24 protein-coding genes and 1 pseudogene are annotated in these 26939 nt (G+C 67.8%); 14 read left to right on the forward strand and 11 right to left on the reverse strand.

Annotation, left to right across the window (positions count from 1 at the left end):
* Positions 1-8: 8 nt before the first annotated feature.
* Together K7854_RS05675 and K7854_RS05680 are read left to right on the forward strand one after the other, a co-directional pair.
* On the forward strand, positions 9-959 hold the full coding sequence (locus tag K7854_RS05675) for an amino acid ABC transporter permease (RefSeq protein ID WP_226025237.1): 951 nt from the start codon (positions 9-11) through the stop codon (positions 957-959).
* The gene (locus K7854_RS05680) at positions 956-1717 is read left to right on the forward strand and encodes an amino acid ABC transporter ATP-binding protein (protein WP_308112526.1); all 762 of its coding nucleotides are present in this window, start codon (positions 956-958) and stop codon (positions 1715-1717) included. The genes K7854_RS05675 and K7854_RS05680 overlap by 4 nt, the downstream gene beginning before the upstream one ends.
* A 62-nt stretch (positions 1718-1779) precedes the next feature.
* Here K7854_RS05680 and K7854_RS05685 read toward each other — a convergent pair whose 3' ends face one another.
* Positions 1780-2589 (reverse strand): class I SAM-dependent methyltransferase, encoded by an 810-nt coding sequence (locus K7854_RS05685; RefSeq protein WP_226025238.1) that lies wholly within the window; start codon positions 2587-2589, stop codon positions 1780-1782.
* A 97-nt stretch (positions 2590-2686) separates the two neighbouring features.
* Here K7854_RS05685 and K7854_RS05690 point away from each other — a divergent pair, with 97 nt between their 5' ends.
* A complete protein-coding gene (locus tag K7854_RS05690) occupies positions 2687-3316 on the forward strand; it encodes a CGNR zinc finger domain-containing protein (RefSeq protein ID WP_052840746.1) in 630 nt (209 codons plus the stop codon).
* On the opposite strand, the gene sodX is transcribed toward K7854_RS05690, so the two are convergent.
* The gene (gene sodX / locus K7854_RS05695) at positions 3220-3657 is read right to left on the reverse strand and encodes a nickel-type superoxide dismutase maturation protease (RefSeq protein ID WP_226025239.1); all 438 of its coding nucleotides are present in this window, start codon (positions 3655-3657) and stop codon (positions 3220-3222) included. The two genes, K7854_RS05690 and sodX, sit on opposite strands and share 97 nt — an antisense overlap.
* A gap of 145 nt (positions 3658-3802) precedes the next feature.
* Between sodX and sodN the strand changes: the two genes are divergently transcribed.
* Positions 3803-4198: a superoxide dismutase, Ni gene (gene sodN / locus K7854_RS05700; RefSeq protein ID WP_003973716.1), complete on the forward strand. Its 396-nt coding sequence runs from the start codon at positions 3803-3805 to the stop codon at positions 4196-4198.
* A 7-nt stretch (positions 4199-4205) separates the two neighbouring features.
* Here the strand turns inward: sodN and K7854_RS05705 are convergent.
* From K7854_RS05705 to K7854_RS05720, 4 genes and pseudogenes are all read right to left on the reverse strand, one after another.
* Positions 4206-4397: pseudogene (locus K7854_RS05705) on the reverse strand (tyrosine-type recombinase/integrase); the annotation flags it as partial.
* Between the two features lie 285 nt (positions 4398-4682).
* Complete coding sequence (locus K7854_RS05710; RefSeq protein WP_226025240.1) at positions 4683-7790, reverse strand: tetratricopeptide repeat protein; 3108 nt, start codon at positions 7788-7790, stop codon at positions 4683-4685.
* Between the two features lie 686 nt (positions 7791-8476).
* Positions 8477-9631: a tyrosine-type recombinase/integrase gene (locus K7854_RS05715; RefSeq protein ID WP_226025241.1), complete on the reverse strand. Its 1155-nt coding sequence runs from the start codon at positions 9629-9631 to the stop codon at positions 8477-8479.
* 21 nt (positions 9632-9652) lie between these two features.
* Positions 9653-10156, reverse strand: a complete 504-nt coding sequence (locus K7854_RS05720; protein ID WP_226025242.1) for a helix-turn-helix domain-containing protein — start codon at positions 10154-10156, stop codon at positions 9653-9655.
* 237 nt (positions 10157-10393) lie between these two features.
* Here K7854_RS05720 and K7854_RS05725 point away from each other — a divergent pair, with 237 nt between their 5' ends.
* The 5 genes from K7854_RS05725 (at position 10394) to K7854_RS05745 (ending at position 16653) form a co-directional block, all read left to right on the forward strand.
* Positions 10394-10894, forward strand: coding sequence for an NUDIX domain-containing protein (locus K7854_RS05725; protein WP_226025243.1), 501 nt, complete (start codon positions 10394-10396; stop codon positions 10892-10894).
* A 309-nt stretch (positions 10895-11203) separates the two neighbouring features.
* The gene (locus K7854_RS05730; RefSeq protein ID WP_226025244.1) at positions 11204-13363 is read left to right on the forward strand and encodes a sensor histidine kinase; all 2160 of its coding nucleotides are present in this window, start codon (positions 11204-11206) and stop codon (positions 13361-13363) included.
* Between the two features lie 54 nt (positions 13364-13417).
* The gene (locus tag K7854_RS05735) at positions 13418-14098 is read left to right on the forward strand and encodes a response regulator (RefSeq protein WP_226025245.1); all 681 of its coding nucleotides are present in this window, start codon (positions 13418-13420) and stop codon (positions 14096-14098) included.
* Entirely contained in the window at positions 14095-15198 is a 1104-nt protein-coding gene (locus K7854_RS05740) for a ComEC/Rec2 family competence protein (protein WP_226025246.1), read from the forward strand. The genes K7854_RS05735 and K7854_RS05740 overlap by 4 nt, the downstream gene beginning before the upstream one ends.
* Positions 15199-15318: 120 nt before the next feature.
* Positions 15319-16653 carry a DNA methyltransferase family protein gene (locus tag K7854_RS05745; RefSeq protein WP_226025247.1) on the forward strand — a complete coding sequence of 445 codons (1335 nt, stop codon included), beginning with the start codon at positions 15319-15321 and terminating at the stop codon, positions 16651-16653.
* A 381-nt stretch (positions 16654-17034) separates the two neighbouring features.
* Here K7854_RS05745 and K7854_RS05750 read toward each other — a convergent pair whose 3' ends face one another.
* The 4 genes from K7854_RS05750 to K7854_RS05765 all read right to left on the reverse strand — a co-directional run bounded on the left by K7854_RS05750 (position 17035) and on the right by K7854_RS05765 (position 21188).
* The gene (locus K7854_RS05750) at positions 17035-17619 is read right to left on the reverse strand and encodes a dihydrofolate reductase family protein (RefSeq protein ID WP_226025248.1); all 585 of its coding nucleotides are present in this window, start codon (positions 17617-17619) and stop codon (positions 17035-17037) included.
* 74 nt (positions 17620-17693) lie between these two features.
* Complete coding sequence (locus K7854_RS05755; protein WP_226025249.1) at positions 17694-18308, reverse strand: GNAT family N-acetyltransferase; 615 nt, start codon at positions 18306-18308, stop codon at positions 17694-17696.
* Between the two features lie 227 nt (positions 18309-18535).
* A complete protein-coding gene (locus K7854_RS05760; RefSeq protein ID WP_226025250.1) occupies positions 18536-19696 on the reverse strand; it encodes a family 2 encapsulin nanocompartment cargo protein polyprenyl transferase in 1161 nt (386 codons plus the stop codon).
* Positions 19697-19781: 85 nt separating this feature from the next.
* Complete coding sequence (locus tag K7854_RS05765; RefSeq protein WP_226025251.1) at positions 19782-21188, reverse strand: family 2B encapsulin nanocompartment shell protein; 1407 nt, start codon at positions 21186-21188, stop codon at positions 19782-19784.
* Between the two features lie 339 nt (positions 21189-21527).
* Here K7854_RS05765 and K7854_RS05770 point away from each other — a divergent pair, with 339 nt between their 5' ends.
* Both K7854_RS05770 and K7854_RS05775 read left to right on the forward strand, forming a co-directional pair.
* Positions 21528-22106: an N-acetylmuramoyl-L-alanine amidase gene (locus tag K7854_RS05770; protein WP_226025269.1), complete on the forward strand. Its 579-nt coding sequence runs from the start codon at positions 21528-21530 to the stop codon at positions 22104-22106.
* Between the two features lie 174 nt (positions 22107-22280).
* On the forward strand, positions 22281-23189 hold the full coding sequence (locus tag K7854_RS05775; RefSeq protein ID WP_226025252.1) for a 1-aminocyclopropane-1-carboxylate deaminase/D-cysteine desulfhydrase: 909 nt from the start codon (positions 22281-22283) through the stop codon (positions 23187-23189).
* 52 nt (positions 23190-23241) lie between these two features.
* Here the strand turns inward: K7854_RS05775 and K7854_RS05780 are convergent, their stop codons facing one another.
* A complete protein-coding gene (locus K7854_RS05780) occupies positions 23242-24834 on the reverse strand; it encodes a Na+/H+ antiporter (protein ID WP_226025253.1) in 1593 nt (530 codons plus the stop codon).
* 61 nt (positions 24835-24895) lie between these two features.
* On the opposite strand from K7854_RS05780, the gene K7854_RS05785 reads away from it, so the two are divergent.
* From K7854_RS05785 to K7854_RS05795, 3 genes are all read left to right on the forward strand, one after another.
* Positions 24896-25156 (forward strand): UBP-type zinc finger domain-containing protein, encoded by a 261-nt coding sequence (locus K7854_RS05785; protein ID WP_226025254.1) that lies wholly within the window; start codon positions 24896-24898, stop codon positions 25154-25156.
* 250 nt (positions 25157-25406) lie between these two features.
* Positions 25407-25820, forward strand: coding sequence for an ATP-binding protein (locus tag K7854_RS05790; RefSeq protein ID WP_003973726.1), 414 nt, complete (start codon positions 25407-25409; stop codon positions 25818-25820).
* Positions 25817-26902: an RNA polymerase sigma factor SigF gene (locus K7854_RS05795; RefSeq protein WP_226025255.1), complete on the forward strand. Its 1086-nt coding sequence runs from the start codon at positions 25817-25819 to the stop codon at positions 26900-26902. Before K7854_RS05790 ends, K7854_RS05795 begins: the two co-directional genes overlap by 4 nt.
* Positions 26903-26939: the final 37 nt, after the last annotated feature.

A 26939-nucleotide genomic window follows, 5' to 3' on the forward strand; every position in this document is an offset into this window, starting at 1 on the left:
CAACATCCGTGACTGTTGACATCGACAAGACGGCGGGCGGCCCGTCCGGCACCCCGCCGACCCCTCCGGAGGCCATCAAGGCCATCCCGGTGCGGCACTACGGGCGGTACGTCTCCGCGGTGGTCGCGATCGCGCTGCTGGCCGCGGTCGTCTACGCGTTCTCCCAGGGCAAGATCAACTGGGGTGCGATCCCGGACTACTTCTTCGACGACCGCGTCCTGACCGGCATGGGCAAGACGCTGCTGATCACCGTGCTCGCGATGCTGATCGGCATCGTCGGCGGCATCCTGCTCGCCGTGATGCGGCTGTCGAAGAACCCGGTGACCTCGTCCATCGCGTGGTTCTACATCTGGTTCTTCCGCGGCACGCCGGTCCTGGTGCAGCTGGTCGTCTGGTTCAACCTCGGCCTGGTCTTCGAGTACATCAACCTCGGGCCGTTCTACCGCGACGAGTGGTCGGACTTCATGACGCCGTTCCTGACGGCGCTGCTGGGTCTCGGCCTCAACGAGGCGGCGTACATGGCGGAGATCTGCCGCGCCGGTCTGCTCGCGGTCGACGAGGGCCAGACGGAGGCGGCGCACGCGCTGGGCATGAGCCACTCCAAGACGCTGCGCCGGATCGTGGTCCCGCAGGCGATGCGCGTGATCGTGCCGCCGACGGGCAACGAGGTCATCAACATGCTGAAGACGACCTCGCTGGTGTCGGTCGTCCAGTACGCCGAGTTGTTCCGGGTGGCCCAGGACATCGGCCAGACATCCGGCGCCCCGGCCGAGATGCTGTTCCTGGCGGCGGCCTGGTACCTGCTGCTGACCTCGGTCTTCAGCGTCGGCCAGTACTACCTGGAGCGCCACTACGCCCGCGGCTCCAGCCGCAGTCTGCCGCCGACCCCGCTGCAGAAGATCAGGGCGAACCTGTTCTCCCTGTCGAACCGCTCCAGCACGACGGGAGGTGCGGCATGACCGCCATGGTCAAGGCCGAGGGCGTGCACAAGTCCTTCGGTGCCGTCGAGGTCCTCAAGGGCATCGACCTGGAGGTGAAGCAGGGCGAGGTGTTCTGCCTCATCGGCCCCTCCGGCTCCGGCAAGTCCACCTTCCTCAGGTGTATCAACCACCTCGAGAAGATCAACGCCGGACGTCTGTACGTCGACGGCGAGCTGGTCGGCTACCGCCAGAAGGGTGACAAGCTCTACGAGCTGAAGGACAGCGAGGTCGCCGTCAAGCGCCGCGACATCGGCATGGTCTTCCAGCGCTTCAACCTGTTCCCGCACATGACGGCCGTGGAGAACGTCATGGAGGCGCCGGTCCAGGTCAAGGGCATGAGCAGGTCCCAGGCCCGGGACCGCGCCCGGGCGCTGCTTGAGCGCGTGGGCCTGGGCGACAAGGCCGGCAACTACCCCTCGCAGCTCTCCGGCGGCCAGCAGCAGCGCGTCGCCATCGCGCGGGCCCTGGCGATGGACCCGAAGCTGATGCTGTTCGACGAGCCGACCTCGGCGCTCGACCCCGAACTGGTCGGCGACGTCCTGGACGTCATGCGCGACCTGGCCGAGTCCGGCATGACGATGGTCGTCGTCACCCACGAGATGGGTTTCGCCCGCGAGGTCGGCGACAGCCTGGTCTTCATGGACAACGGCGTGGTGGTCGAGTCGGGCAACCCGCGTGACGTCCTGACCGACCCGCAGCACGACCGGACGAAGGCGTTCCTGTCCAAGGTCCTCTGAGACTGCGCGGGCCGAGGCCGGGGGCGGTACGGATCTCCGTACCGCCCCTTCGGCGTGTGGTCCTACTTGACCGCCAGCAGCAGGGTGTCCGAGGGCGAGCACCACACCGGCCGGGCCTCGCCGAAGCCCTTCTCGCGCAGTACGCGCGCGTGCCAGGCCGCCGAGGGCATTTCGCCGTCGGCGTGCTCGCCGTAGATCTCGAAGCGGCGGGCGGTGGGTGCGGCGAGCACCGGATCCTTGGCGGCGAGCTGCCACCACTCCGACCAGTCCAGGGCGCCCTCGTCCTTGGCGGCGTCCATCCGGGCGTGCCGCTGGGCGCGCTCGGCCGCGTTGATCCGGGGCGTCGTGTCGTCGATCATGTGGTCCGCGTTCATGAAGACACCACCGTCGCGGACCAGCCCCGCGACCCGCCCGTAGAGATCCGCGAGGGGTTCGGCGTGGAACCAGTGCAGGGCCGTCGCGGTCAGCACGGCGTCGTACGCGTCGTACGGCAGCTTCGACGGCCAGTCGGGGTCCTTGAGGTCGGCGGTGACGAAGGAGACCCGCTCGTCGCCCGCGAAGGTGCCCTCGGCGATGGCGAGGAGCGCGGGGTCGAGGTCCACGCCGGTGCTGGTGGCCTCCGGGAACCGGTCGAGCAGGCGGGCCGTGATGGTGCCGGTGCCGCAGGCCAGGTCGAGCACGCGTGGCGCGGGGCCGACGAGCGCCTCGACCATGTCGAGCATGATCCGGAACCGTTCCTCGCGGTCCGGCATGTACCACTCCTGCTGCCGGTCCCAGCTCTGCTGCCAGGCCTGCCAGTCGGCACCGGCCGCGGTGGCCGGGGTGGCCGGGGTGCTGGCCGTGGTGGCCGTGGTGGCGTCCGCGTTCGTCATCGAGCCCCTCCGTCTGCGTCGCGTAATACCCTGGAAGCACGATCAGCTGTTACCTGACCGCAGGCACGACCCTAGAGCCCCTTCGTAAGGACTACAAGTGGAACTGGCCTATTACTCGGATTACGCCGTACGTCTCGTCAACACCGAGGAACCGTCGCGCGGGCAGGACTCCCTGACCTCGGTGGAGGCCGTCCGTGAGCTGTTCGGCGCCAACCAGTCGGCGGCCCGCCGCGCCTCCGACGCCGACGTGACGCGGTTCCGCTCGGTCCGGGGGCGGCTGCGCGCGGTCTTCGAGGCGGCCGACGGCGGCGACGAGACCCTCGCCGTGGACCTGCTGAACTCACTGCTCCTGGAGTTCCCGGTGAGCCCGCAGATCTCCGGCCACGACCACCGGGCGGAGGACGGCAGCCCGCTGTGGCACATGCACCTGGCGGACCACCCCTCCAACGCGACCGCCGGTTTCGCGGCCATCGCGGCGATGGGCCTGGCCTTCCACCTCACCGAGTACGGCGTGGACCGGCTCGGCCTGTGCGAGGCGGCCCCCTGCCGCAACGCCTACCTGGACACCTCCACCAACCGCTCCCGGCGCTACTGCTCCGACCGCTGCGCCACCCGCGCCAACGTGGCGGCCTACCGCGCCCGCAAGCGCCTGGAGGCGGACCGGTCGGCCAGCACCGGCCTGACCGCCGACAGCGCCCAGCGGACCACGGCCAGCGGCGAACGCTGACCGGAGCGCGGCGGGCGGTACCGGAACCGGACCCTGCCCAGCACGAGGTCCTCCGGGACCACCCCGTAGTCGGTGCTGTCCCCGCCCGCGAACGCGTTGTCCCCGAGCACCCACCAGCCGGTCCCGCGCCGTTCGGCCGCCCGCTTGACCACGAGCAGGTCCTGCTGGAAGGGGTGCCGCAGGACGATCACGTCACCCGGCCGGACCCTCGCCCCCCAGTGCACGAGCAGCACGTCACCGTGGTGCAGCGTGGGCACCATGGACGGCCCGGTCACCTCGGCCGGCCCGAAGGGCAACGCCCCTCTGGCGCGCTCGGTCTCCTGCGACAGTTGCTCCGGCATCACCCGGCACCTCCCCGGTCTTTCCTCCACCAGTCTCAGTCTCACCCCGGACTTTTGTCCTAAGCCCACGGGGGCACTCGCGAAATCGGGCCTCCCAGGGAGTAATGTCCCCCCTGAGAAGACGATCACGAGGAAGGAACGCTTCATGCTTTCCCGCCTGTTTGCCCCCAAGGTCACGGTCAGCGCCCACTGCGACCTGCCCTGCGGCGTGTACGACCCGGCCCAGGCCCGCATCGAGGCGGAGTCGGTGAAGGCCGTCCAGGAGAAGATGGCCGGCAACGACGACCCGCACTTCCAGACGCGCGCCACGGTCATCAAGGAGCAGCGCGCCGAGCTGGCGAAGCACCACGTCTCCGTGCTGTGGAGCGACTACTTCAAGCCCCCGCACTTCGAGAAGTACCCGGAGCTGCACCAGCTGGTCAACGACACCCTGAAGGCCCTCTCGGCCGCCAAGGGCTCGAAGGACCCGGCGACCGGCCAGAAGGCCCTGGACTACATCGCCCAGATCGACAAGATCTTCTGGGAGACCAAGAAGGCTTGATCTTTGATCATGCCCTCTGACCTGCGATTTCCTTGGTTGCAGTGTCTCGGAGTCCGCACCCGGTCCGCAGGCCGCCAAGAACGGCGTCCATGACGGTCCGGGTGCGGTCTTCTTCGCCCGGCCAGAGGTGCGCGTAGATCCGCAGTGTGATGACGGCGGACGCGTGGCCGAGGACCAGCTGGACCTGCTTGACACATGCCCTTGACGGAGAAGCGGGCCGCACCTCCACATAGGCGCTGTGACAGTTGGAGGCGCTCGCGAGCCCCGCACTGCTGCGTGTCCGTGTTCTCCATGCCCGGCGAGGTGTAGCAGCAACATTCAGCCATGCACCGTCACTTGGCGATAGGCGATCTTCTGTCTCCTGACGGCATGCCGTGAGACGCGTCCAACAGCCGCAACACCCTGCGTGGAGAGCCTCGGTCTCCCCGCTAGCCAAGCAGCCCACTCAAGGCCGTCCACATCTACCTTGGTCGAGCCCTCAAATCTACTGAGGGTCTGCTGCCGCCTGACTCTTCCAGTACTGCATCTGACAAAACGCCTCGAAAGTCACAGGATGACGCGGTCCTAGGATGCGAAACATGTCGGACAGCAACGCCTGGTAAGCGATGACAGCACCTGCCGCATCCCCAGCCTGGCCTTGCAATGCAGCCAAGTTGTGGCGGGTGGTCAGCGTGTCTGGGTGGTCAGGGCCGAGAAGCCGGAGTCGGTCAGCGAGAAGATCCGTTTGTGCGATGCGTGCCCCTGGCACGTCCCCGGCCTCCCCCTGGAAACCAGCGAGATTGCCGCGGGTTGCAAGAGTGCTCGGGTGATCAGCCCCGAGGACTCGGATCTGATCGCCAAGCAGCTCCTTGTACGCGACGATGGCAGCAGCAACATCCCCCGCTTGCCCTCGCCTCCCAGCAAGGTTGTTGCGGGTCGCGAGGATATCCGGGTGATCGGGACCGAGAACGCGCAACTGATCGGCCAAAAGTTCCTCAGTGGCCGCAATAGCGCCCTGCAGGTCCCCTGCCTCACCCCGCCAGCCGGCAAGATTACTGCGTGTGGCAAGTGTGTCCGGATGGTCGGGGCCAAGCACCCTCAGCCGATCAGCCAGCAACTGCTCGTAGGAGGACACGGCACCAGCAGTGTCTCCCGTTTCCCCCTGGGCCGCAGCAAGATCGCTACGGGAAGCAAGGGTGTCCAGATGGTCTGGGCCAAGCACCCGCAACCGATCACGCAAGAGATCCGCATATGCACTGCGGGAACCCACAATGTCACCCATCTCGGCTCGCCAGAACGCGAGATTTCCACGGGTGGTGAGGGTACGGGGATGGTCGGGCCCCAGCACACGCTCACATGCTGTGAGCAAATCTCCGAACGCTGAAACCGCCCCTGACGCGTCACCAGCGTACCCCCGCATCGCAGCAAGGTTGTTGCGAGTGACAAGCGTGGCTAGGTGGTCAGGGCCAAGTACGCGCAGCCGATCGGCGAGAAGATCCTCGTAAGCAGCAACAGCACCCGCCACATCCCCCGCCTCCCCCCGCCAGTGAGCAAGCTCGTTGCGCGTTGCAAGGGTGTCCGGGTGATCAGGGCCAAGTACCCGCAGCCGATCGGCGAGAAGATCCTCGTAAGCAGCAACAGCACCCGCCACATCCCCCGCCTCCCCCCGCCAGCCAGCGGCATTGCCGCGGCTGGCGAAGGTTCGAGGATGGTCAGCCCCAAGCACTCGCACCTGGTCGACCAACAGTTCCTCTGTTGCGGCGATAGCACCCGTCACATCCCCCATCTTCCCTCGCCAGTAGGCGACTTCATTGCGGGTAGTGAGTGTGTGAGCGTGGTCGGGTCCCTGTACACGAAGCTGGTCGGTCAGCAATCGCTCAAAGGCGGCAAGCGCCTCCGCTATGTCGCCAGCCTGCCCTCGCCAGTATGCGGTTTCATGGCGGGCGGCAAGCGTGTCAGGATGGTCGACACCCAATTTGGTGTGAGCATCGCTAGCCAAGCGCTCGAAATACTCGACCGCGCCCCGCATTTCACCTGCTTCCCCTCGACTTCGGCCAACACGGAATAGCACAGCATGAGCTCCGGCTTGCCACAGATAACCGTCACTACGACTTATCAGCACGTCGGCGCTAGCCCGCAATAGCAAGGCGAACATGGTGTCACGTTCGAGATCTGGCCAAACCTCCATCAAGGCACCAGCGCTAGCAGAGACCAGGTCACGGAGATGTGTGCGAGTGTCTTCGTTTTCACGGATGGCCCGCTGGATCAACTGATGGATGCGAACGGTACCGCTACTCAAGTCATTATCCAGCAGGTTCAGTCGATGCAAGATGCGAAGAGCGTCCTCGGCATCCACGTCGTCCACCACGCTTGCCTCGGACACATCCGCCTCTTTGAACATCCCCGCAACATTAGAAGTACGGCGCAATTCGAGAAAGGAGCGAGCTGCGGAAGCGGTTAGCACCTGCTCAGGAACAGCGTTGCCATCCAATAATGCGGCAAGTTCCATCATCGGCCTCGCCAGACCAACCGGCCGGCAAGTGTCAGCAAGCGCAAGGGAGATATCCCAAACAGCATTGACCGTTCGAGTCTGGGCATCAGGGAGCCCACCGATCTCAGGGACAAGGTGGGACAGGAGGCGGGCACGGTCAGACAGCAGGACACGGTATCTGGAAATACCGCGACCTGTATCAACTAGGTATGCGGCTGCTTGTGCAAGAGCCAGCGGAAGGTGCCCCAAGTCGGAGGCCAGAGCGGCGATCTCAGTATCGCTGTCAGTGCGCTCGGGGCGTCCTGGGCGGACAAGGGCCTGGTGTAGGTACGCAGCGGACTGGTCGGGTGTGAACATACCGACTTGCAAAAGCATGCGAGTCTCGGTGCTCCAGGCGGCATCCCGACTGCGCGTGGTTACCAAAACGTGGCCCGCCGAAACCTCCGGTGGCCACAGCCCGGCGAGCGTGCCAGGTGCTATTACGTCGTCCAGCACTATCAGCCACTGCCGGGTCGTAGTACCCAACCAAGCCAAGAACTGCTGTGCAGCCTCGTTCGCATCCAGCCCTGCTACGCCACCGGGAACCACTACTTGTGCAGCCGCGACGTACGCTTCGGTGACTGCTTGCGGGCTGGTCGCATTAACCCACAGCAGCATTTCGACGGCCCTCGACTCCGATCCATTGCGCGGCCGGGCTCTATCATCGTCTGCGCTGGGCAGATTGCCTATGGAAGGAAAAGCGGTACGCGCGTACTCGGCGGCCAGCTGAGTCTTGCCTACCCCTCCTGTGCCAGTGATGACTTGGCACCGTCCCGTTCTGCTCCCTTCAAATCCCTCGGCGAGCTCCCCAGCCAGTGGGCGGTGCTGGTAATACCCTGCCTGAGCCGGGACGACGCCAATCAGCACTGGCCAGGAAGGCTGACGCCAGGGTGCAGATTCCTGTACGATCAGGTGCTCTATGTAAGTAACGGCGCTGCCGTCGCCAAGGGCGTTGCCCTTGATATCCCGGCCAGCGCCAAGTGCGCCATCGCCCCGCACACTGACCTGCGCCAGATCAGCTTCAGCGGATATCCGCGTATCGCTGGCCGCCGGAGCATCCGAGATTTGGGGCAAATTGCTCACCCCGCGGGTCGGCCTCCGTCGCCATGGGGATGGATTCATCGCACCTCACTGTCATCACCGATGGCGTTGCCGTTTATGTCCCCTCCCGCAGCCACTGCCCCTTCGCCGCGCGACTCGATTTGCGGGGCAGGAGTGACCGGATTCGTTTGGGGTGTGACAGGAGCGACGGGCGCGGCAGTGGCACTAGCCTTGCTGCGAGCACCGATGGCGTTTCCCGAGATGCTGCCACTTGCCGCTATCGCGCCCCGCCCGTACGCCCGCGCGGCACTGCCGACGTTAGCGGGCGCCTGAAGCAAGGTGTATGCACTCAGCGCGAGGCCCACCAATGCGACAACAGCTCCAACGACGCTCGCCGTTCGATCCGCGCTGTCCAGATCCACGAGCGTCGCGACCAGCACCAAACCAACTCCGGTCACTCCGCAGAGCGCGGCGATCGCCCACATCACCCTGCGCCTGGTGTCCGACACGTGAAGCGCCCCCTCCGTGCTTATCTCCGCTGCGTAGGCAAGCACCGTAGCGCCCACAAGGTGACGGACATGCCGGACTTCCAAGATCCTCTGCTGAGACGTCAAAGAGTGCGCCAACCGTTCCGCAAGGCAGGCCGTCGGAGAAGATCCGGGCCATCAGCTTCCTCCAGGTCATCCCCGCCCCGATCCGCTACGAGACGAAGAAGGGTAGGACTCAAGTCACGCCCTCTGGATTGCGGTTTTCTTGGTGCTCTGGTCTCCCTCTCCCCACCGGCTGCGTATACCGCCGAGAACTGCGTCCATGACAGTTCGTGTGCGGTCTTCTTCGCCCGGCCACAGGTGGGCGTAGATCCGCAGCGTGATGACGGCGGATGCGTGGCCGAGGACCAGCTGGACCTGCTTGACGCTCGCTCCGCCGGCGATGAGGGCGGAGGCGAAGAAGTGGCGCAGGTCGTGGGTCACCATGTGCGGGAGTTCGACGGGCTTGCGGCCCTCGCGCTGGGCCGCCTCGTTCTCCGCTGCTTGGAGCGTCCTGCGGGCGCAGTTCCACTCCGTCTTCCAGCGGCGGTAGTTGAGGGGCTCGCCCTCCTCCATGGTGAAAAGCCACTCCTGGGAGGGGTGTGCGGCGAGGTGCGCCAGGAGCGCGTCGGTGACGACCTCGCCAACCGGGACCGTGCGCCGGGACTTAGCGGTCTTCGGCGGGCCGATCTTCCCGGACTGGAGGCGCTGGCGCTCGACGCGGATGGTGCCGATCTTGAAGTCGATGTCCGACACCTTGAGACCCAGCAACTCGCCTATTCGCAAACCCGATCCGGCGAGCGTGACGATCGCCGCGCCAATGTACGGCGGCATCACTCGGGCCATCGCTTCGACCTGCGCCACCGTGGGCGGGGTGACCTCCTCGTCCGGCATGGGCGGGAGGGTGATCCGACGGCACGGACTGGAGGCGATTACCTTGTCCTCCACGGCCGCGGTCATCAGGCGCACGAGGACGTCGTAAACGTTTCGCACGCTGCCGGGGCCGAGCTGCTCAGACAGGCTCTTGAAGAGCACTTGAAGGTCGTTGCGGCGTATCGCCGCCATGGCTCGGGAGCCGAGCGCCGGGACCAGGTGGAGCCGCAACGCGTTGTCGGTGATGCGCTCGCCCGCCTCGCTGGCGATGAGCGACTCCTCCCACTTCTTCGCGTACTTCTCGAACGTTATCCGTCCGGCGCGCGGATCGACGTACTGGCCCGTCACAATGCTGGCCGTGACCTCGTCGAGCCAGCGCTGGGCGTCGAGCTTGCGGTCAAAGTGGCGGGCGTGCTCCTTGCCGTCGAGGTCGCGGTAGCGGGCCCGCCATTTGCCGTTGGGGCGCTTTTGGATGTTGGCCAAGTGGCTTTTCCCTTGGGTTGGTTATCGGTAGTAGCCGCCGCCCTCGATGTACTCGGTGAGGGCGCGGGCGTCGCGCTCCTCGCCCATGAGGCGAAGGCACTGTTCGTGGATGGCCCGAGAGCTGTCGGGGTGGGCCTGGATGTGCTCGGCGATGCCGACGACGGCGTGATGCAGGCGGTCCTCGGCGTCGCGTGTCTCGTAGTACGCCTCGACGGCCTCCTGGACGAGCCGTCTGCTGTCGAGGTCCAGCCCTTCCAGCGGCGGGGACATCAGCTCTTCAAGGGGCAGCTCGAAGACGCGAGCGAAGGCGAGGGCTTCGTCGACATTGATGCGGCGGCGCGGGGTGCCGTTCTCGATGCGCCAGACCGCGGTCTGGTTCATCTTGACGCCGGCCTTGGACACCCGATCCGCCAGCTCGATCGTGCTCCACCCCCTGACTTCGCGCTCCAGTGCCACCCGCGCGGCGATGTTGCCCTCGCTGTAGAGCAGCGGCACCTCACCACCGTCGACCTTGTCGCCTGCCATCGAACCTCCATCCCGACCGTTGCTTTCCTAATTGAAACATGAGCTTCCCGATTTGGCTAACCGACGATCGTCGAGTACAACCTATGCAGACCGAATTGCTACCTAGTCGATTGGGAATGCATGCGTTATCTGACCACCGCCGAGGTCGCCGTGCCTGGAGCCGCCGAACTCGCCCGCCGCGCACGCGAAGCGCTGGCCTAAGCTGCCCACCAACCGGCCGACGAAGGGACACAAGCCGTGGCTCAGCGGACAACCGACGACCAGCCCAAAGCCCTGCCGCCCGCCCTCGAATCCATGACCCTGCTGGTCGCCGCCGTCATCGTCCACGACAAGGCCACCAACCGCGTCGTCCTCCTCCAGCGCAGCCAGAATGCCAAGTTCGCCCAGGGCATGTGGGATCTGCCCGTCGGCAAGAGTGAGCCCGGCGAGCCCATCATCGATACCGCGGTGCGCGAGCTGTGCGAGGAGACCGGCCTAGCCGTGAAACCCGAGTCCCTCAAGGTCGCCCACATCATCCACGGCGCCTGGGGCGTCGAAGCACCCAACGGCTTCCTCACCGTCGCCTTCGTCGCCCATGACTGGACCGGTGAGCCCGAGAACCGCGAACCACGCAAGCACGCCCAGGTCTGCTGGGTCGACGCCGACGCAATCCCCGAGAACTTCGTGGACACCACCTCAAGCGCCCTCCACCAGTACCTCGAGGGAGGCCCGCAGGTCTCCCTCGATGGCTGGCAATAGAGGCCAACTGTGGGCCCGACCGGTTGCCTGGGCGGGCCTTCATCGCTCAACCTCGGCAACCAAGATCGGCCGCATGAACGACCATAGATCTCCAAGTCGTCCATGTCCGGCCTCTCGCGCCGGTCGCTGGGGGGCCTTCTCACCGTCCCAGAGTTCGACAACCGATCAACAGGCTGACTTGCTGCCCGGCAACATGTGGCTTCCTGTAGCTCATGTTCGCCGAGGAGGAGACGGCTACGATTTCCCGATGGCCGCCCGATCGATCGAGCGGCGGTGCCTTGGTCCGCGCTGTACGGGAGGAACGCCTTGATGCAGCACCACCTCCGCTTCGCTCCGGAGATCCTCGCCCGGCTCGGTGAAGAACTGGTCCCACACGCGGACTTGGGCATCATGGAACTCGTCCGCAACGCCTACGATGCGGACGCAAAGCTCTGCCACCTGCGGATGAGCGAAGCCGAGCAGCCCGGCGGCACACTCATTGTGTCGGACGACGGCGACGGCATGACGGCGGACCAGCTCGCCAATGGCTTTCTCCTCATAGGAAAGTCCGGAAAATCCTCGGACACCCACACGCCTAGCGGTCGGCGAAAAGTGGGTGAAAAGGGCCTGGGCAGAATTGCCGCTCTGCGCCTCGGCACCCGTGTCACCGTACGCACACGCTCCAAAGATCAGCTGGACACCGAGCACGCGCTGACCATTGACTGGGACCGCATCGACGCGTCCGATGCGGTGGAAGACGTCCCGCTGGCAATCGAAAGCAGGAGGTGCGCGGGAGAGAAAGGAACGACTGTCGAGATCACAGGGCTCCGCCAAGGAATCACTCAGATGGACGCCGACCGTCTGGCGCGTTCGGTGCTCATGCTGACGGGCCCGTTTGCCGATGGTTCGGCGTTCCGAGTGACCTGCGATTCTCCGGAGTTCGAAAATCTCTCCAAGGTGATCACTACAGTTTTGCTCCAGTGGGTCGAGTATCGTCTTGTGGCCGAGCTTGATGAGCAGGGTCAGACGTCCGCGACGCTCTACAACTGGCGTGGTGAAGTCGTTAAGTCGGCGGGGCACAATGATGTGGGGAGGAAGCGCCAAGGGCGTGGCGACCGCGACGCACCTCTGCAATTCTCGGCTCCGCCGGCCACGTTCGAGATGTGGATGTTCAATCTCAACCCCGGGGCCTCCAAGGAGGTTCGACTCGCGCAGCAGCCCACAGAGGAGATCAGGAAGTGGCTCAAGCAGGTGGGCGGAATTCATCTCTACCATCGGGAACTGCGCGTACAGCCCTACGGAGACGTAGGGAACGACTGGCTGGCCATCAACTTGCGACGTGCAGCGAGTCCCGAGGTGCGTCCGTCCACGAACAACTCTGTGGGGCGGATTCGGGTGGTGGACCCGGACGACCTTCTTCAGCCCAAGACAGACCGCAGCGGCTTCGTAGACAACCTGCATTTCCTGGAGCTGCAGGAGTTCGCCAAACGAGCCCTGGATTGGTCGGCGGACCAGCGACTCGAACTGCGGGAACAACGTCGCATCGGCGCGGCACCGAAGGCGCGCAATCGGGTCAAGGAAGCAGAGAAGCAGTTCCGCAACCTCCTGGAGGCCATCAACCCGAAGGACCCCGATACTCCGACACTGGACGGAGTCGCTGATTCCGCCGTACTGGAGTCCTTTACCGACCGAGCGTCCGAGGTATTCGACTCACAGCGTCAGGAAATCGAAGCGCTCCGCGAAGACCTCCTCCTCTACCGCACCCTGGCCACGGTCGGCACCAGCACTGCGGTCTTCGCACACGAGGCGATGAAACCGGCGGCCCGCATCATCAACGAGGTCAAGACAGTTAGTCGCAGAGTCAAACAGCATGTCTCAGAGGACGAGTACAAGGAAAAATTCCACTCGTCGGTCGAGAACTCGATCGACAGCGCCCGAACTCTGGAGACCTTCGCCCGGCTGCCGTTGACCCTCCTGACTAAGAACAAGCGGCAAATCACCGACGTCGACTTCGATCGGGAGTGCCCGGCGATCGTCCGGCTGTTCTCCCGCTATCTCGACGAGCGAGGAATCCAAGTCGAATACGATCTTGGCGCGGAAGGCGCGATAGTCCGCAGCACGATCGCCGACATCGAGTCGATCTTGTCCAATCTGATCGTGAACGCCGCACACGCCTTCACACGCACGGATGCCATCCGGCCCGAGCGTGTGATCCGGATCAGAACACGCTTCGATGTGGAGGGAGACTCAACTCGGCTGTGTCTCTGCGTCGATGACTCGGGCCCCGGGATCAAGGACATCTCACTGAGGGCGATCTGGCTGCCGGGCAAGACGACACGCGACAACGGGACCGGGCTGGGGCTCACGATCGTCCGGGACATCGTCGCGGACCTCGGGGGCACTCAAGAGGCGCGTGAGCGCGGCGAGTTGGGCGGCGCGAGTATCATGGTCTGGCTTCCGGCGCAGATTGCTGGCGGCCAAAGGGCATGAGCTGGGGGGTGAGGCCGGGTGAATGTACGCCCGTTGGTGGAAGGATCGTCGGTCGTGGTCATCGACGACGACGTCAATGACGCGATCAGTGTTGTCCCTCCCCTTCAGGACGCGGGCTTCCGCACGGAGATGATCACCGAGTTCACACCGGGCCAGGACGCCGACGCCTTTCTCGCCTCCCTGGGTGATCGCTACGACGCCGTGGTGTGCGACCACATCCTTGCGGGGCGTGGCAACGTCCGCTTCACGGGTGCGGAGTTGGTGTGCAAGGCCAACCGACGCGCGGGGAGGCCGTTGCCCGCTGTACTCATCAGCAGCCATGTGAACACTGAGCAGAACGGGGCGATTTTGCGCTGGCGGGAGGGCATCCCGAGCGTCGTCGACAAAAGCGACGCCTCGGACGAGGTCGTCGACGCGCTCCGGTACACGCTGGATGAGCTGGCGGGAAATCTCGCCCGGGAGCGGCGAGCCTTCGCGACTCCGATCGAAGTCCTCGAAGTCCGGCCTGGGGGAGAGGAACCCAAGGCAAAGGTCATCGTGGTCGGTTGGAAGATCGACTCTTCCGTCTGGATGCCGTTGCGGCCCATTGAGGAAGCGACGGGCCTCCATCCGGAGGAGCTCCCGGGTCGGTGGCTTGAGGCTGACGTGAACTGCTACGCGAAGGAAGCCTCTGACCTCTTCTATCGCAACATCATCCTCGCTCCCGATCTGCCCCAGGAGTGGTTGACCGCATGACCGATCCGATGACTCCCGCTGAGCCACCGCTCGGCCAGCAACTGGAAGCAGACTTAGCGGTCACTGTCCTGGATGTGGGACATGGCAATTCCGCCGTGGTGCGCGATGGTTCGACATGCGCCGTCATTGACGCGGCTCCCGGCGACATTGTCCAGCGCGAACTCGATCGCGTCCGATGCAACCACATCGAGCACCTGATCATCTCGCACTCGGACAAAGATCACGCCGGTGGCGGTCCGCAGATCCTGCTCGATCCTTTGCGAACGGTCGGAATCGCCTGGTTCAACCCGGACGCGAAGAAGAACAGCCAGATCTGGGAACGACTGATCCGAGCCGTCTACACCCGCTACAGGCGTGGCGGCTTCGGCGGACACCAGATGCTGCACACGGAGACGCCCCAGACGCTGTACTGCGGCAGGGCTAGGCTCGAAGTCTGCCACCCCAGCTTCCTGATGGCCGGCACCGGCCCGACGGAGGCCTCCCCGGCCTTCGGCAAGCTGGACACCAATACCGTGTCCATCGTGGTCCGTGTGCATCTGGACGAGGAGCCCGCCGTGCTGCTCGCGGCAGACATGGACGCGGTAGCGCTCAAGCACATCCAGCAGAACGGCCAGCAACTGTCGGCGCCGGTCCTGGTCTTCCCCCATCACGGTGGACTCCCGGGCAAGGCCGATCCGCGGAGTTTCGCCAAAGAGCTGACGGAACTGGTGACTCCTCGACTGGTTATCTTCTCCATCCGAGGCGGCCTGCGCCCCGCCAACCCGCACCAGGAGATCATGGCGGGCGTACGGCTGGCGGCTCCGGACGCCCACATCGCATGCACACAGCTGTCTGTCCACTGCCATGAGGAGAAGCAGCTCGTCTCCGACCGACACCTGGCAGTCCTCCCGGCAGCGGGACGCAAATCCGGCCGGTCCTGTGCGGGCAGCGTGACGGTGACGCGCGTCGAGACAGGGCTGCGCTTCGATCCGCCGTTGGAAGCCCACCGGTCGTTCGTAGACGGCGGTGCCGTGGCTAACCCGCTCTGCCGACTCCCCGTCCCCGGTCCGCGCAAGGCTCCCGACACCGTCAGACAGAAGGAAGTGCCTGATAGGACGTAGGGCGACGGGATTCGGTGATCCGTTCCCAACGCCCGTGGTCCTGCTGCAGAATGACACCGCAGCCATTCCAGACACTTGATCCAGGACGCCATCCCTTCCGGATCAACAGGAGGGGAGTACATGAGTATTACGGCCTACGGCTCCTACGCACGTCAGCTTGAGACGCTCGTAACCGATGTGGCCGCGGGCCACTGGCGACGCGTGGCGGACGACGTGACGCATGCCCTCAATGGCCAAGCGTCGGGGGAACTGCGCCGCATAGTCTCCCGAGCCGATCGCCGCGCCACCGGATCCTTCTTCACCACAGGCGGAGTGCGGCAGTCATACGAGGAACTGCTGTCCCGCAACGGGGCATCCGAGCGGACGCCAGTGATCTGGGACCCCACCTGTGGCGCTGGGGATCTGCTCCTCGCCGGTACCGCACAGTTCCGACTCGGGGCGACGCCTGCGGAGACGCTCACGCTGTGGAACCGCCGGGTCAGGGGCCACGACCTGCACGATCCCTTCGTGTCCGTGACGCGCATGCGGCTGGTCCTGGCGCTACTAGAACGTCACCGGGCTGTCGGATCCGATGCTCCTCTCATGGAGCACCGGTGGCGCACCGCCTTCCCTCGGGTACAGGTCGGCGACGGCCTGCAGGCGTTGCGCGAAGTGTCCGATGCCCGTGGATTCGCAGGGCGATTGCTCTTGAACCCACCCTACGGAACGGATGCGGCTCCCCCTGGTTGTACATGGTCGACGGGCAGGACCTCCTTGGCGGCGACGTTCACCGCTCAGGCGACAGCCGCGATGGCCTCGGGCGGAAGGCTCTTTGCCGTCCTGCCCGACGTGTTGCGCAGCGGCAGCCGCTACCGAACCTGGCGGGACTGGATCGCCGAGCGGATGGAATTGGAGGAGATCCACCCGCACGGCCTCTTCGACAACTACACCGACGTTGATGTCTTCCTCCTCTCCGCTCGACGGAGAACCAGGGGCCACTCTGGCCCGGTTGCTTGGTGGCCGTCGTCCGCCCTCGCCTCCGACCGTGTCATAGGTGACCATTTTCGTGTCGGAGTCGGCCCTGTCGTCGACAACCGAGACCCTCACGACGGACCAGTGGTTCCCTATCTCACGGCGAAGGAACTGCCGGGCCAAGGTGAGACGGGGCTTCCACAGCGCAAGCGCCGCTTCGGTGGGCGCTTGCTCGATCCTCCCTTCGTGGTCATACGCCGTACGTCCCGGCCAGGGCAAGGGGCCAAAGGAGGCGCCCGTGGAACAGGGGTTCTCATTCAAGGTGATCGGCCGGTGGCCGTGGACAACCACCTGATCGTGGCGGAGCCGCTGACAGGTGGCGTGGCACGCTGCCGAGAGCTGCTGGAAGTGCTGGACGGACCCAAAGTCGTCCACTGGCTCGACGAGCGCATTCGCTGCCGCCATCTGACCGTCACTGTCGTCCGATCACTCCCTTGGGGCTGACCTGCACAACGGTAGGCGACGTGAGGGACGATCGGGCCCAGACAGGATGATCGGGTGCGACGCGACTGCGAGGCGACAGCGAGGACAAGTCCTTGATCACGGAGACAATGCCGAGCCGACATCGGTCCGCACACAGTCCGCAGAACACCCGCTCAAGACAGTCGCACCCCATCGCCACCCATCACCAAAAGGCCAGGTCAGCGACCTGCGGCCACCATCACCGCAGGTCACCGACCCGGCCCACTACTAGGAGACCGACCAAGAAGGCCTGACGGAGGTCAGCATCCCGGGGCCGGCGATCGGTGCACCATCGCAGGCCGCAGGACAGCCCGAAGGGGCCCGGCCGCATCCCGGCCGGGCCCCTTCGGCGTTCCCGCGGCCTCAGCGCTTGCGGTGGTACGTCCGCACCACGACGCCGTTGCCGAAGGTCCGCACCTCGTCCGCCACGAACTCGGAGACCGCGAAGCCGGAGGCGAACATCGGCATGCCGGTGCCGAGCACCACCGGATAGGTCTTGACCACCAGTTCGTCGACCTCGTCGACCAGTTCACCCGCGACGGCCGACCCGCCGCACAGGTAGATGTCGAAGGCACTGTCCTCCGCCTTCAACTTCCTCACCCTGCCGACCAGATCGGTCGAGACGATCTCGACGTTCGGGTCGGGCGACTCGGTGAGCGTGCGCGAGGCCACGTATTCGCGCAGATGCGCGTAAGGGCTGGTGACGCCCTCCTTGAGAGCCAGCTCGTAGCTGCCCCTCCCCTGCACGATCGTGTCGAACCGTTTGTTCGGCAGATCGTCGAGACCGAGCGCCCGGCGGCCCTGGGTGGCCATCGTCTCCGGGTACTCCGCCTTCAGGAACTCCAGGAACTCCTCGTCGACGAACGGGTACATGAACGACGCGTCGCCGTCCGGACCGCCGATGAAACCGTCGATCGAGCAGGCGATGAAGTACGTGAGTTTGCGCAAGCCGGTCTCCCCTTCACTTTGACCACTACGATCACAGTACTCCATACGTAGTGGTCCGGGCAGGGATTATGCGATCACCGGGTCGCCGGCTCTCGCCACATCGGCCACATCCGGGGGCCGTCCGGTAGGTCCAGGACCCGGGCCGTGCACTCGAAACCGAGGCGCTCGTACAGCACCTTGCCGCGGGCGCTGCTCGCCTCCAGATAGGCGGGCAGTCCCTCACGGTCGCAGCGGTCGAGGACGTTCTCGATCAGCGCGGTGCCCAGCCCTTCGCCCTGCCGCCCGGGGACCACGCCGATCATCCACAGGTATTCGTGCGCCCGGCCGGTGGGGTGGATGCCGTCCGTGAGCCGGGCTATCAGCTCCACGCGCTCGTTCTCCGGGTCGACGGCCTCGCGGATCCGCGCGGGAACGTCCTCGGTGTCCTCGGCCGGCTCGGCGGCCGCCTGCCCGTCCGCCGGGACGGACAGCCACAGCGCGCACGCGGCGCCGTCCTCGGTGAGGTCGATGCGGCCGTCGGCGAAGACGGCGTCGGCGAACGCGGCCATCAGCCGGTGGTGCGTCCGGCGCCGGTACTCCTCGCCGGGGAAGACCCAGCTGCTCACCGGATCGTCCTGGAAGGCCTCGTCCAGCAAGCGGACGACCAGATCCCGGTCGCCCTCCTCCGCCGTCCGGATCACCACACCCATGCCTCGCCCCTTCGACTCGACACCACCGACTCAACACCGTTCGTTTGTACGGCGGTTGAGCCTATCCGGTGAGCCGCGGGCCCAGAGGGACGAAAGAGGCGGGCCCCGCACACCGTGGGGAAGTGCGGGACCCGCCGGACCGGAGCCGTCGGCGGTGCGGCCGTACGTCGGTCAGGTGCCGTACGGCCCTGCACGGGCTCCGGGGTCTTGCGTGGTGGCGCTCGGGCTCAGGTGCTGCGCCGGGTCACGAACTCGGCCAGCGCGAGCAGGCCGCCCGCCGCCTCCGGCTCGGGCACGGCACGGGCCAGCTCCTGCATGGCCCTCGCCATCCGGTCGGCCGCCTGGGCCTGCGCCCAGTCCCGGCCGCCGGCCCGCTCCACGGCCAGGGCGGTGCGCTCCAGATCCTCCTTCTCCTCGTCGTACGGTGCCGCGTACAGCTCGGCCAGTTCGACGGCGGCCGGGGTACCGGAGGTGAGGGCGGCGACCACCGGCAGCGACTTCTTGCGGGCGGCCAGGTCCGCACCGGCCGGCTTGCCGGTGTGGCGAGGGTCGCCCCATATGCCGATGACGTCGTCGATGAGCTGGAAGGCCAGCCCGGCCTCACGGCCGAAGGCGTCCAGCGCCTCGACGTCCTCCACGGCCGCTCCCGCGTACAGCGCGCCGAGGGCACAGGCGCAGCCCAGCAGGGCACCCGTCTTGGCCTCGGCCATGGCGAGCGTCTCGTCGAGCGTGACCTCGCCCGGCGGACGCCGCTCCATGGCCGTGTCCGCGTGCTGGCCCTCGCACAGCTCCATGACGCAGTCGGCGAGCCGGGTGGCCGCCGCCGCGGACGCCGGGTGCGGGTCCGCGGCGAGCAGCCGCAGGGCGAGCGCCTGGAGGGCGTCCCCGGCGAGGATCGCGTCGGCGTCGCCGAACACGGTCCACGCGGTCGGCCGGTGACGGCGGGTGGTGTCCCGGTCCATCACGTCGTCGTGCAGCAGGGTGAAGTTGTGGACCAGCTCCACCGCCGCGGCGGCCCGGCCGGCCGCCGCGCGGGCCGACTGCCCGCCGAGCGCGGTCGCCGCCGTGAGGACGAGGGCGGGGCGGATCGCCTTGCCCGCGTTGCCCGCCGCGGGCGTGCCGTCCGCGTGCTGCCAGCCGAAGTGGTAGAGCGCGATCCGGCGCATCGACTCGGGCAGTGAAGCGATGGCGGCCCGCAGTTCGGGGTCGACCGACGCCCGTGACTCACTCAGGAGCACGGCTGCCTCGTGCCCTTCCGCCACCGGACGTCCCTGCCCGTCGGTGGACTCCCCCGGTTCCTTCTCGCGCTGTGTGCCGATGGGCCCGTGCCTTTCCGGCGTTCCGGTGGGACGGCGCGTCACGGTGCCGCCGCGCCGGGTCTCCGTCATGGACTCACCCTCCCCCTCGGCCCGTCCGTACCCCGGGGGTGTACCCGCCTGGGAGGGCGGGAACACGGCGTTCGGGGCAGTGACGTCACCGCCAGCGGCCGATCTCGACGTTCTCCAGGACGCCGAGCGCGTCCGGCACCAGGACCGCCGCCGAGTAGTAGGCCGTGACCAGGTACTTGATGACGGCCTGCTCGTTGATGCCCATGAAGCGCACCGACAGGCTCGGCTCGATCTCGTCCGGGATGCCGGTGGCCCGCAGACCGATGACGCCCTGGTCCTGCTCGCCGGTACGCATCGCGATGATCGAGGACGTACGGGCCTCGGTGACCGGGATCTTGTTGCACGGGTAGATGGGCACACCGCGCCAGGTCGGGATGCGGTTGCCGGCGACGTCGATCGTCTCGGGGACGAGACCGCGCTTGTTCAGCTCGCGGCCGATGGCGGCGATGGCGCGCGGGTGTGCGAGGAGCAGCTTGGTGCCGCGCCGGCGGCTCAGCAGCTCGTCGAGGTCGTCCGGACCGGGCACGCCGTCGTGCGGCTGGATGCGCTGGTCGTACTCGCAGTTGTGCAGCAGGCCGAACTCACGGTTGTTGATGAGTTCGTGCTCCTGACGCTCCTTCAGGGCCTCGACCGTCAGCCGGATCTGCTGCTCGGTCTGGTTCATCGGCTGGTTGTACAGGTCGGCCACGCGCGAGTGGATGCGCAGCACGGTCTGGGCGACGCTCAGTTCGTACTCACGGGGCCGGGCCTCGTAGTCGACGAAGGTGTGCGGGATGTCCGGCTCACCGCTGTGGCCGGCCGCGAGGTCGATCTCCTTCTCACCGTGCTTGTTGGTGCGCTGCTCCGGGATCGAGCGCTGCTGTTCCAGGTGCGCGCGCAGGGAGTCCGCCCGCTCCGCGACCTGCTCCACCTCCTGGCGGGGCAGCACCAGCACCGTGCAGGCGGTGACCGTGCGGGCGGTGTACTCCCAGATGGCGTCCGCGTCGAGGAGCGCCTGGTCGCCGAAGTAGGCGCCGTCGGCGAGGACGCCGAGCACCGCGTCGTCGCCGTAGGGGCCGGTGCCGATCTTCTCGATCTTGCCGTGCGCCAGCAGGTAGACCTCGTCGGCCCGGCCGCCGAACGAGGCGATGACCTCACCGGGGCCGAACTCCCGCTGCTCACAGCGCTGCGCGAGTTCCGACAGGACCTCGTCGTCCTCGTACGAACGCAGGGCCGGCAGCTCGCCCAGCTCCGCGGGGATGACCTCGACGCGGTCGCCGGTCTTCACGAACGTCACCCGACCGTCGCCGACGGCGAAGGTCAGTCGCCGGTTGACCCGGTACGTGCCGCCCTGGACGTCGATCCAGGGGAGCGTGCGCAGCAGCCAGCGCGAGCTGATCTCCTGCATCTGAGGAACGGACTTGGTGGTGGTGGCCAGGTTCCGCGCGGCCGCCGTGCCGAGGCTCTGCTGCGGCCTGGTCTGCTCGGTGCGGACCTCTTCGCCTACCGACATAAGGAATTGCCCTCCCGGTCATGCCGGACGGCTGCGCCCGGCATCGATGTGCATGGACCAGCCTTCCTCACGGAGCGTGCCGGTGCTATTACACGAAAGAGCGGGAATGGATCACCTGCGGCCGGGGCAGATATGGGGGCTTGTCCGGCGTCTGGGCGACGTGTCACGACTCCGCCTGGCCCTGCCCGACACCCCTGGCCGGGATGAGATTGTCCGAAACGATTCGCACACCGGCCGAGCAAGTAATAGGAGGCGATCCGTTTCGGTACAAGCTCCGTACGAGGCGGCCGCGTCGGGCGGTCGTCGCGCAGCGTGAAGGAGCCGGCCGTGGCCTCACCCATGTCCGCGAGCAGTTTCCTCAAGGCACTGAAGGCGGAGGGCCTCACCGTCGTCGAGGTCGGCGACTGGCGGGACCACAACCGCAACCACAAGGGCGCCTGGGGCCCCGTGCACGGGGTGATGATCCACCACACCGTGACCCGGGGCAGCGCGCGGACCGTGGACATCTGCCGCAAGGGCTACGCGGGCCTGCCCGGCCCCCTGTGCCACGGCGTGATCACCAAGGACGGCCGCGTGCACCTGGTCGGCTACGGCAGGGCCAACCACGCCGGTCTCGGCGACGACGACGTCCTGCGCGCCGTCATCGCGGAGAAGGCCCTGCCCCGGGACAACGAGGCGAACACCGACGGCAACCGGCACTTCTACGGCTTCGAGTGCGAGAACCTCGGCGACGGCGACGACCCCTGGCCTGCGGCCCAGCTGGAGGCGATCGAGCGGGCCGCCGCGGCCGTGTGCCGCCACCACGGCTGGAACGAGCGGTCCGTCATCGGACACCTGGAGTGGCAGCCCGGCAAGGTGGACCCGCGCGGCTTCACGATGACGTCGATGCGGGAGCGCATCCGCGACCGGCTGAAGTGACCCCGGGCCGAGCGGAGGGATCCGCGGGCGAGCGGAGGGATCCGCGGGCCGAGCGCATCGACCCGTCGACCAGCCGGAGCGGCCCGCGGGACGGAGGGACCCGGGCCGGGCCGGAGCGGCCCGGGGACCGGTCCGCGGGAGGTGTCCGCCGGGTGGCGGCGCCACAATGACGGGGTGACCGGCACCGACCCCCGCGACCTCGCCGCCCTGCGGCCCCGTCTGCCCTCTCCCCTGCACGAGGTGAGCGACGGGCGGTTCGAGCGGCACGGCGTCCGGTTGCTGCTCAAGCGGGACGATCTGATCCACCCCGAGCTGGTCGGCAACAAGTGGCGCAAGCTCGCGCCGGTCCTCGCCACGGCGGGCGGTCGTGCCGTCGTCACGTTCGGCGGCGCCTACTCCAACCACCTGCGGGCCGCGGCCGCCGCGGGCCGGCTGCTCGGGCTGCCCACGGTGGGCGTGGTCCGCGGCCAGGAGCTGGCCGACCGTCCGCTCAACCCCTCACTGGCCCGGTGCGCCGCCGACGGGATGCGGCTGCACTTCGTCGACCGCTCGACGTACCGGCGCAAGTCCGAACCGGACACGCTGGCGGCTCTCCTGCGGGCGGTGGACGCCGAGGGCGCCGTCGTCGTCCCCGAGGGCGGCAGCAACGCGGAGGCGGTCCGCGGCTGCCGCGCCCTGGGCGAGGAGCTGGGCGAACACGCCGACGTGGCCGCCGTCGCCTGCGGCACCGGCGGCACGCTCGCGGGCCTGGCCGCCGGGCTGCCCCGGGGGCGGCGGACCCTCGGCATACCCGTGCTCAGGGGCGGCTTCCTGGAGGGCGACATACGGCGGCTCCAGGAACGCGCGTTCGGCGGGCCGCGCGGCGCCTGGAGCCTGGACGACCGCTTCCACCACGGCGGCTACGCCCGCACCACACCCGCGCTGGACGCCTTCGCGGAGGACTTCGAACACCGCCACGGCCTCCCCGTGGAGCGCGTCTACGTCGCCAAGCTGCTGTACGCCCTGCTCGCGCTCACGGAGGAGGGCGCCTTCCCGCGCGGGACGGCCCTGGCGGCGGTCGTCACCGGCCGCCCCTTCCCCTGAGCCGGTCCGGGGCACCCCGCACCGACGCGCACACACGCGCGTGCCGGCCCGCTCACGTCGTCTCCCGGTACGCGGCGGCCTCCTCCAGGTCGAGCCGGCGCAGCAGGGTCCGGAGCATCTCGTCGTCGATGTAGCGGCCGTCCCGCAGCCGGACGAAGACCTCGCGCTCGGCGCTGATCATCTCCCGGGAGAGCCGCCGGTAGGTGTCGTCGACGGTCTCACCGGTGACGGGATTGACCTGGCCGAGCCGTTCCCAGACGGCGTTGCGGCGGCGCTCCAGGACCATGCGGAGGCGGTCGGCGAGCGGCGCCGGCAGGGCGTTGCGCTCGTCGGCCAGCAGCTCGTCCAGGCGCAGCTCCGCGGCCCGCGAGGCCTGCGCCTGCGCGTTGGCCTCCGCCAGCGTCTCGGCCTGCACGTCGTGTGCGGGGAACTTCAGCAGGCGGATCAGCGGCGGCAGGCTGACGCCCTGGACCACCAGCGTGCCGATGACGGTCGTGAAGGTGAGGAACAGGATGAGGTTGCGCTCGGGAAAGGGCTCGCCGCCGTGCACGGTGAGCGGGATGGAGAAGGCGATGGCCAGGGAGACCACGCCCCGCATCCCGGCCCAGCCGATCACGAACGGCCCCTTCCAGGAGAGGTCGCCCTCACGCGCGCGTACCCGTGCCGACAGCCGGGGCAGGAAGGTCGCCGGATACACCCACACGAACCTCGCCACGGCCACCACCAGGAAGACGGCGAGGGCGTACCAGGCGGCGTCGATCCCCTCGTACTCCCCCAGGCCCTTGAGGACGACGGGCAGCTGGAGTCCGATGAGGGCGAACACGGCCGACTCCAGGACGAAGGCGACCATCTTCCACACCGCCTCCTCCTGGAGCCGGGTGGCGAAATCGACCTCCCACGCGCGGTGTCCGAGATAGAGGGCGACGACGACGACCGCGAGCACCCCGGAGGCGTGCACCTGCTCGGCGACCGCGTAGGCGACGAACGGGATCAGCAGGGAGAGCGTGTTCTGCAGCAGCGCCTCCCTCAGGTGGGTGCGCAGCCAGTGCAGCGGCACCATCAGGACCAGTCCGACGCCGACGCCGCCCACCGCCGCGATCAGGAACTCGCCGATCCCGCCGGCCCAGGTCGCGCCCTCGCCGACGGCCGCCGCGAGCGCCACCTTGAAGGCGGTGATGGCGGTGGCGTCGTTCACCAGGGACTCGCCCTGCAGGATCGTGGTGATCCGGGAGGGCAGCCCCACGCGGCGGGCGACCGCCGTGGCCGCGACGGCGTCCGGGGGCGCCACCACCGCCCCCAGCACCAGGGCCGCGGTCAGCGGCAGGCCCGGCACGATGAGGTACGCGGCGCAGCCGACGACGAAGGTGGCGAACAGGACGTAGCCCACGGACAGCAGCGCCACGGGCCGCGCCTGCGCCCGCAGGTCCAGGTACGAGCTGTCGGTGGCGGCCGTGTGGAGCAGCGGGGGCAGCAGGAGCGGCAGCACGATGTGCGGGTCCAGGGTGTAGTCGGGCACGCCGGGCACGTAGCTCACCGCCAGGCCCGCCGCGACCAGCAGCAGCGGCGCCGGCACCGGCACGCGCCGTCCCGCCGCGGCGATCGCGGCGCTGCCCGCCACCAGCAGCAGCAGCGGCATCACGTCCATCGTCCTCGCCCGCCCTCGTTTTCCGCGCGGTCATCCGCACGCCCGTCGTAACCTGGCAATCATGAAACAGTGCACGCACGCCGACGCGCTGCCGCACCCGGAACCGGAGCCGTGCGGCGAGACCTGTCCGGAGTGCCTGGCCGAGGGCACGGATCCGGTGCAGCTGAGGCTGTGCCTCAGCTGCGGTCATGTCGGCTGCTGCGACTCCTCGCCGAAGCAGCACGCGACGGCGCACCACAAGGAGACCGGTCACCCGGTGATGCGGACCTTCGAGCCCGGTGAGAGCTGGCGCTGGTGCTTCGTCGATCACGTCCTCGTGTGACCTCTGCCCGGGACGGTTCGACCGTCTGACGCCTGGGTACGTCAACCCGGCGCGCGCTCTTCCGATTTGGGCCCGCCGACCCCCTAGCCACTGTGCGTGTTCGCGTGTTTACTATGAGTGACAGCACGGGGTTGGGGTCTCGGGGACAGGAAACTTCGGGGCGCGATAACGTCACCGCTGAACCACGTATCGCGTTGACCCGAGGGTCGTCCCTCGGCCCTGTAACGCTTGTACCACCTTGGAGGTGAGGGTGTCCCAGATCGCAGGCGAGCCCGCGACCCAGGACTTCGTCGAAGTCCGGCTGCCGGCCGCGGGTGCCTACCTGTCGGTGCTGCGTACGGCGACGGCCGGCCTCGCAGCTCGTTTGGACTTCACCCTCGACGAGATCGAGGACCTGCGCATCGCAGTCGACGAGGCCTGCGCGATCCTGCTCCAGCAGGCCGTGCCCGGCTCGGTGCTCAGTTGCGTCTTCCGCCTCGTCGACGACTCGCTCGAGGTCACCGTCTCGGCGCCGACCACGGACGGCCACGCCCCCTCGCGGGACACCTTCGCCTGGACGGTGCTCTCCGCTCTCGCGGGCAAGGTCTCCTCCGCCGTGGACGAGGACAAAACCGTTTCGATCAGCCTCTACAAACAGCGCGGCGCGGGACCCGGGCCGACGTGAGGGACGGGGACGGGCCGGTGCGGGACGAAGAGCGCGGGACACGGGAGCTGCCGGCCGAGGGCACACGTTCTCCGAACGAGGCGCGGCGCACGGCGGACAGCATCGACGGCATCCCCGAGCAGGCCCGGCCGCATCCGGAGGACGAGACCTCGCCCGAGGCCGTCGTTCCGGGCGACGGGCAGCGGACCGGGGACACCCCCGTCCGGCCCGTCCGAGCGGAGGCGAGGGCTCGGGAAAGGGCAACGGGCGGGACGATGAGCGAGCACGAGCGACACTCCGAGGGCCACCTGCCGGGCGCGCGGGGCGCGCAGGGCACACGGCACGACCCGCAGGACCGCAGCGGTGCGCGCCTCCTGTTCGCCGAGCTGCGCACGCTGGCGAAGGACAGCCCGGAGTACGCGGAGCTGCGCAATCGGCTGGTCCGCATGCACCTGCCGCTGGTCGAGCACCTCGCGCGGCGCTTCCGCAACCGCGGCGAGCCGCTGGACGACCTCACCCAGGTCGCCACCATCGGACTGATCAAGTCGGTGGACCGCTTCGACCCGGACCGCGGGGTGGAGTTCTCCACCTACGCGACCCCTACGGTCGTCGGCGAGATCAAGCGGCACTTCCGCGACAAGGGCTGGGCGGTGCGCGTCCCGCGGCGGCTCCAGGAGCTGCGGCTGGCCCTGACCACGGCCACCGCGGAGCTGTCCCAGCTGCACGGCCGCTCCCCCACGGTCCACGAGCTCGCCGAGAAGCTGTCGATCTCGGAGGAGGAGGTCCTGGAGGGCCTGGAGTCGGCCAACGCCTACTCCACCCTGTCCCTGGACGTCCCGGACACCGACGACGAGTCCCCGGCGGTCGCCGACACCCTCGGCGCCGAGGACGAGGCCCTCGAAGGGGTCGAGTACCGGGAGTCGCTCAAGCCGCTCCTCGAAGACCTGCCTCCGCGCGAGAAGCGCATCCTGCTCCTGCGCTTCTTCGGCAACATGACCCAGTCCCAGATCGCCCAAGAGGTCGGGATCTCCCAGATGCACGTCTCCCGACTCCTCGCCCGCACGCTGGCACAGCTGCGGGAGAAGCTGCTGGTCGAGGAGTAGCCGCCGGGGCGCCCGGGCGGCGTCGCCGGGCCGCCCC

The organism is Streptomyces hyderabadensis, assembly GCF_020404845.1.
Lineage (GTDB): Bacteria > Actinomycetota > Actinomycetes > Streptomycetales > Streptomycetaceae > Streptomyces > Streptomyces hyderabadensis.